Consider the following 6,209-nt stretch of genomic DNA (forward strand, 5'->3'; position numbering starts at 1 on the left):
CCGGTCATGCTAGGTCCAACTCAGTTGTAGCCACAACTATTTCCTGGCGGGAGGAAGTCGGAGGAGGGGGTGCCGCCGGGTTCATAGGATCGCCATAGGCAGCGTCCAGCCCGCGCGATGCGGCGGGTCGTCGAATGGAGTCCGGTCGCCGTCAGGGGCGGCCCCGGCCACGAGGACGCATCATGAACGAGTCACCCGAATCCCACGGCGCCGAGCGCGAGCCCGCTGCCACCGCGACGGACCCGACCGGCGCCGAGGAGCGCCAGGCGCTCCGGACCGACGACCGCCGCCGCCGCCGTCGCGCCCTCATCGCCGGCGGTGCCGGGCTCGCCCTGCTGATCGGCGTCACCGCGGGCGGCGTCTCGCTCGCCGGCCGCTCCGAGTCCGCCTCGGCCGCCTCGTCGAGCGCCGCCAGCACCATCGTCTACCCCGGCGGCTCCCGCGGCTCCTTCGGGGGCGGCATCGTCGTGCTGCCCTACTCGGGCGGGTCCTCCTCGGGAGACGGCTCCGGCAGCGGGTCGGTCTACGGATACGGCTCGGGCTCGGGCGGCACCGGCTCGGGGGCCTCCGGCTCCACCTCGACGTCCACGGCGACCGACGCCGTCCCCGCGAGCACCGCGCAGACCGCCGGCGTCGTCACGGTCACCTCCGACCTCACCTACGAGGGCGCGACCTCCGCCGGCACCGGCGTCATCCTCACCTCCGACGGCATGATCCTCACCAACAACCACGTCGTCGAGGGCTCGACCAGCATCACCGTCACGGTCGAGAGCACCGGGCAGGCGTACACCGCCCGCGTCGTCGGCACCGACAAGACCAACGACATCGCCGTGCTCCAGCTCGAGAACGCCTCCGGCCTCACTCCGGCCACCCTCGACACCGACGGGGTCGCGGTCGGCGACGCCGTCACCGCCGTCGGCAACGCGAAGGGCACCGGCAACCTGGTCGCCGCGGCCGGCACGGTCGAGGCCCTCGACCAGAGCATCACCACCCAGGCCGAGACCGGCATCACCGGCGAGAAGCTCACCGGCCTGATCCAGGTCGACGCGGACATCGTCGCGGGCGACTCGGGAGGCCCGCTGGTCGACGCGGCAGGCAAGGTCGTCGGCATCGACACCGCCGCCTCCAGTGGAACCGCGGACATCACCGGCTTCGCCATCCCGATCTCGAAGGCCCTGGACATCGTCGCGACGATCGAGGCGGGCGCCGACACGTCGACCGTCGCGATCGGCTACCCGGCCTTCCTCGGCGTCTCGCTGCCGTCCGGCACGACGGCGGGCACCGCCTCCGGAGCAGTCTCCGGCGCGAGCACAGCGTCTGGCGCCGTCATCGCCGGCGTGATCGAGGGCACCCCCGCTGCCGCCGCGGGTCTCGTGGCCGGCGACGTCGTCACCGCGGTCGACGGCACGGCCGTCACCTCGGGCGACGCTCTCTCCGCGGACCTCGCCCAGCGCGAGCCCGGCGAATCGGTCACCCTCACCTGGACCACCGCCGCCGGCACCTCCCAGTCCGCGACCGTCACCCTCGTCGAGGGCCCGGTCGCCTAGGAGCGGTCCGCTTCGCGGGCTCGTTCATCAGCGAGAAGCATGCTGGTCGAGTAGCCGCGGAGCGGCGTACATGCTGGTCGAGTAGCCGCGGAGCGGCGTATCGAGACCCGCCGTGCTCAGCAGGGCGGTCTGCAGACCCGCGTGCTGAAGGGGGGGTGGATCTCGATACGCCCGCGGCGCGGGCTGCTCGATCAGCATGGACGGGCCGCTGCGCGGGCTGATCCGCGGGCATGAACACGGCTGAGCGCGCCGCTCCATCCGCGGCGAACATGCTGGTCGAGTAGCCGCGGAGCGGCGTATCGAGACCCGCCCGCCAGTACGCGCCCGCGGCGCCCGCACTCCGACCGCGACGCGCCGTTGTTTTGAACTATTCAACACAACTCGGTAGCCTTGTCCCCATGACGATGACGGACGACCGGCTGAGAGCCTCCGGGCTCAAGGCCACCGCGACCCGGCGGGCCGTCCTGCAGGCGCTCGAGGGGCACCCGCACTCCGACGTCGATCAGCTCCTCGCGCGGGTGCGCGTCGATCTGCCCGACACCTCGGCCCAGGCCGTGTACGGGGTCCTCGCCGCCTTCACCGAGGCCGGCCTCACCCGCCGCATCGAGCCGGAGGGTCACGCCCGCCGCTTCGAGCTCCGGGTCGGCGACAACCACCACCACGTCGTCTGCCGCAGCTGCGGCGCCGTCGCCGACGTCGACTGCGTCGTCGGCCGGGCACCCTGCCTGCACCCGTCGTCGTCGAGCGGCTTCGCCATCGACACGGCCGACATCACGTTCTGGGGCACCTGCCCCGACTGCCTCGCGCAGGCCGAGACCCGGCCGGCGCCCGCCATCACCGCCGCGGAGGGCCTCCCCGCTCCCCGCCGACAGGAGGACTCATGACCGAGGAACGATTCACGACGACCGATGCCGGAGCCCCCGTCGCCAGCGACGAGCACTCGCTCAGCGTCGGAGCCAACGGCCCCATCGCGCTCCACGACCACTACCTCCTCGAGAAGCTCGCGCAGTTCAACCGCGAGCGCATCCCGGAGCGCGTCGTCCACGCCAAGGGCGGCGGCGCCTTCGGCCGCTTCGTCACCACCGGCGACGTCAGCGCGTACACCCGCGCCGCGCTCTTCCAGCCCGGCGTCGAGACCGAGATGCTCGCCCGCTTCTCCACCGTCGCCGGCGAGCAGGGCTCGCCCGACACCTGGCGCGACCCGCGCGGCTTCGCGCTGAAGTTCTACACGAGCGAGGGCAACTACGACCTCGTCGGCAACAACACCCCGGTGTTCTTCCTCCGCGACGGCATCAAGTTCCCCGACTTCATCCGCTCGCAGAAGCGCCTGCCCGGCACTCACCTCCGCGACCACGACATGCAGTGGGACTTCTGGACCCTCTCGCCCGAGTCGGCGCACCAGGTCACCTGGCTGATGGGCGACCGCGGACTGCCGAGCTCGTGGCGGCACATGGACGGCTTCGGCTCGCACACCTACCAGTGGGTCAACGCCGCCGGTGAGCGCTTCTGGGTGAAGTACCACTTCAAGACGAACCAGGGCATCGAGATCCTCAGCCAGGAGCAGGCCGACCAGATCGCCGGCGAGGACGCGGACTTCCACATCCGCGACCTGTCCGCCGCGATCGACCGCGGCGACCACCCCTCGTGGACCCTCTCCGTCCAGGTCATGCCGTACGCCGACGCCGAGTCCTACCGGTTCAACCCGTTCGACCTCACCAAGGTCTGGCCGCACGCGGACTACCCGCTGATCGAGGTCGGCACGATGACCCTCGACCGCAACCCGGAGAACTACTTCGCGCAGATCGAGCAGGCGACCTTCGCTCCCTCGAACTTCGTGCCCGGGATCGAGGCCAGCCCCGACAAGATGCTGCTCGCGCGCATCTTCAGCTACGCCGACGCGCACCGCTACCGCGTGGGCACCAACCATGCGCAGCTGCCGGTCAACGCCGCGAAGTCGCCGGTGCACTCGTACTCGAAGGACGGCGCGATGCGCTTCGACTTCCAGCGCTCCGAGGTGCCCGTCTACGCGCCGAACACGATGGGCGGCGCGCACGCCGACCCCGCCCGCGCGGCGGAGGGCCCCGGCTGGGAGACCGACGGCGCGCTCACGCGGGCCGCGGCGACCCTGCACCCCGAGGACGACGACTTCGGCCAGGCCGGCACGCTCTACCGCGACGTCCTCGACGACGACGCCAAGGCGCGACTGGTCGCGAACATCGCCGGCCACGTCTCCAAGGTGACCCGCCCGGAGCTGCGCCGGCGCGTGCTCCAGTACTGGGCGAACGTGGACAGCTCGCTGTCGCAGCGCGTCGCCGAGGCCCTCGAGCCCTCTGCCCCCGGCGCGGACGTCTCGCCGGAAGAGGTCGGCATCCACGCCTGACCCCCTGGTGCGCGGCACCGGCTGATCCCGATGCCGCGCACCTCCGCCCGGTCCCCCCGGACCGAGCGCCCCCGAGCAGCGGGCGGCGCGGGCTGTCGCATGCGGCCCCGCGCCGTCCGCTTCCCCGTCCGATGGGCGTCACCCCTCGGTGCGACGGCGTCATCCCGGGAACCCGAGGCGTCGCTGCCAGTCGGCGAGCACCTCCCCGCTGACGTCGAAGAGCTCGGTGCCCCGGTGCGGAGCATCGATCTCGGTGCTCGTCACGCGCACCCCACTCGGCAGGATCTCCACGATCGCGGCTCCCGACGCGGCGATCGACCGCTCGTGCTGCGGCCCGGCGAGGACGTCGGTCCGATTCGCGGCACCGGGAGCGACCACCACCGGAGCGGGGTGGGTCGTGTCGACGAAGGCGTGGTGCCAGTGCCCGGCGAGCACCGCCCGGAGTGTCGACCCCTCGACCGCCTCCCAGAAGTCGTGCGGATTCGCGAGTCCCATCCGCCGGTGAAGCGGGGTCACCGCCTCGATCGGCGGATGGTGCAGCACGACGACCGTGGGTGTGACCGGGTCCTCGGCCACTCGATTCCGCAGCCAGGCCAGGGTCGGCTCGGTGAGGAGTCCCCAGGACGCTCCGCCCGGAACGGAGGAGTCGAGCACGAGGATCCGCACCCCGCGCACGACGACCTCGGTGTTCCAGGGCCCGTCGGAGCCGAAGCCCTCGCGGGTGTCGTGATTGCCGAGGGCGAGCACGAGCGCGGCATCCCGCTCGGCGCACCACTCCTCGAGCCTCGCGCGCAGGACCCGGTACGACTCGGGATCGCCGTCGTCGCTGATGTCACCGGACACCACGACGGCGTCGAGGTCGGCGACGGCGGAGTGGGCGGCGAGCACCGCGTCGAGAGCGGCGCGCGAATCGACGATGCGGTTGTACCGGGCAGCGGGGTCGGCGAGCAGGTGCGTGTCCGAGAGGTGGAGGATCCGCACGGCGCGGGGAGCGGACTCCTCGAGGATCGCGTCGGCCCGCGCTCCCGCCGCCTCGATCCGCTCCGCGTTCCGCTCGTCGGGCCCGTCGGCCCAGGCGATCGCCTCCTCCAGGGTCTTGCCGAAGCGGAGGTGCCGCGCGACCAGTCGCCGTCGGCGGAGGGCCGGCTCGACCCGCAGGTGCAGCGTCAGATCGAGGAGGCCGGCGACCTCACCCCAGCCGTCGTCCTCGAGCAGCAGGTAGTTGCCCTCGACCAGGACGACGGTCCGCTCGCCCACGGGGAGGGCGAGGGAGTCCGGCACCGGCTCCTCGATCGAGCGGTCGAAGGAGGCGACCCGCACGGTGCCGCCCGGCTGCGCGGTCCGCAGACTCCGCACGGCCCCGACGAACCCGTCGACGTCGAAGGTGTCCGGTGCGCCCATCCGCTCCCGCCGGCCGAGCTCGCGCAGCCGCTGCTGAGGCAGGTGGTACCCGTCGAGCGGCAGGACGAGCGCACCGGGGAGGCGAGCACGCAGCCGCTCGGCGATCGTGGACTTGCCGGCGCCCGGCGATCCGGTCACTCCCACCAGGAGGAGACGCCGGTCCGACGCCGCCGTGTGGATCGCGGCGACCGCCTCCTCGAGGGAGGCGAGCAGGGGACGGGGCTGGTCGGGGAGAGGCATGCGCCCATTGTGGCCAGCAGTACCGGGGCGGCGGAGGGCCGGCCGCGCAGTCGGTGGAGAGTCCGGGCATCCGGGGCCTGGGGAGGACCCCCAGCGCGACACGCCCGGGATGAGCAGTTTCGGGGGCCCGGTTTGACAGTGCCGGGATCGGGCCGTAACTTATTCCAAGTCGCCACACAGGCCGCAGGGAAACGGAAGAACAGGGCTCCTCAGGGAGCACGGTTCAACGTCCCGGCCTCATTCGGCACCATCTACTCGGCAAGACAGTCCTTCGGGTCACGTCTGCCGCACGGATGTAAAGCCTTCGCAGGATCCTTCGGGTCCAGCAACTTCGCCGCCCGGCGACGGACTCAGGTCCGGAACCGAGCAACGTCGGAGCGCCTACGAGCGCAACGGCATCGCGAAGAAGCCGGATTTGACACGGCCTGCGGATGTGCTAAGTTAGTCAAGTTGCCACGGCGGCTGAGAGAACAACTTCTCCAGCTTAGCGAAGTCTTCCGACTAAGGCAACATCTTCGATCACTTCCGTTGTGAAGCACCTTTTCAGGTGTGGAGGCGGGATGTGTCCGATTCTTGAGAACTCAACAGCGTGCACTATGTTCAATGCCAAATTTATAACCCCGTCCGGGTCTTGTGATCCG

Annotated in this window: 4 protein-coding genes; 3 read left to right on the forward strand and 1 reads right to left on the reverse strand. The window is 71.4% G+C overall.

The window, feature by feature from the left end:
• The first annotated feature begins 182 nt into the window (after positions 1–182).
• The 3 genes from EDF36_RS19625 (at position 183) to EDF36_RS19635 (ending at position 3,927) form a co-directional block, all read left to right on the forward strand.
• Positions 183–1,547 carry a S1C family serine protease gene (locus EDF36_RS19625; protein ID WP_221181700.1) on the forward strand — a complete coding sequence of 455 codons (1,365 nt, stop codon included), beginning with the start codon at positions 183–185 and terminating at the stop codon, positions 1,545–1,547.
• A 398-nt stretch (positions 1,548–1,945) separates the two neighbouring features.
• Positions 1,946–2,431, forward strand: coding sequence for a Fur family transcriptional regulator (locus EDF36_RS19630; protein WP_185020575.1), 486 nt, complete (start codon positions 1,946–1,948; stop codon positions 2,429–2,431).
• A complete protein-coding gene (locus tag EDF36_RS19635; protein WP_123734304.1) occupies positions 2,428–3,927 on the forward strand; it encodes a catalase in 1,500 nt (499 codons plus the stop codon). Before EDF36_RS19630 ends, EDF36_RS19635 begins: the two co-directional genes overlap by 4 nt.
• A 159-nt stretch (positions 3,928–4,086) precedes the next feature.
• Here EDF36_RS19635 and EDF36_RS19640 read toward each other — a convergent pair whose 3' ends face one another.
• The gene (locus EDF36_RS19640) at positions 4,087–5,568 is read right to left on the reverse strand and encodes a metallophosphoesterase (RefSeq protein WP_123734305.1); all 1,482 of its coding nucleotides are present in this window, start codon (positions 5,566–5,568) and stop codon (positions 4,087–4,089) included.
• Between the last annotated feature and the right edge of the window lie 641 nt (positions 5,569–6,209).

It is taken from the genome of Rathayibacter sp. PhB152 (genome assembly GCF_003751395.1).
GTDB classification, from domain to species: domain Bacteria; phylum Actinomycetota; class Actinomycetes; order Actinomycetales; family Microbacteriaceae; genus Rathayibacter; species Rathayibacter festucae.

What these genes read in the sequence shown, in the direction of transcription:
- EDF36_RS19625 (WP_221181700.1), top strand. Translation starts at nt 183, where the DNA reads ATGAACGAGTCACCCGAATCCCACGGCGCCGAGCGCGAGCCCGCTGCC.
- EDF36_RS19630 (WP_185020575.1), top strand. Translation starts at nt 1,946, where the DNA reads ATGACGATGACGGACGACCGGCTGAGAGCCTCCGGGCTCAAGGCCACC.
- EDF36_RS19635 (WP_123734304.1), top strand. Translation starts at nt 2,428, where the DNA reads ATGACCGAGGAACGATTCACGACGACCGATGCCGGAGCCCCCGTCGCC.
- EDF36_RS19640 (WP_123734305.1), bottom strand. Translation starts at nt 5,568, where the DNA reads ATGCCTCTCCCCGACCAGCCCCGTCCCCTGCTCGCCTCCCTCGAGGAG.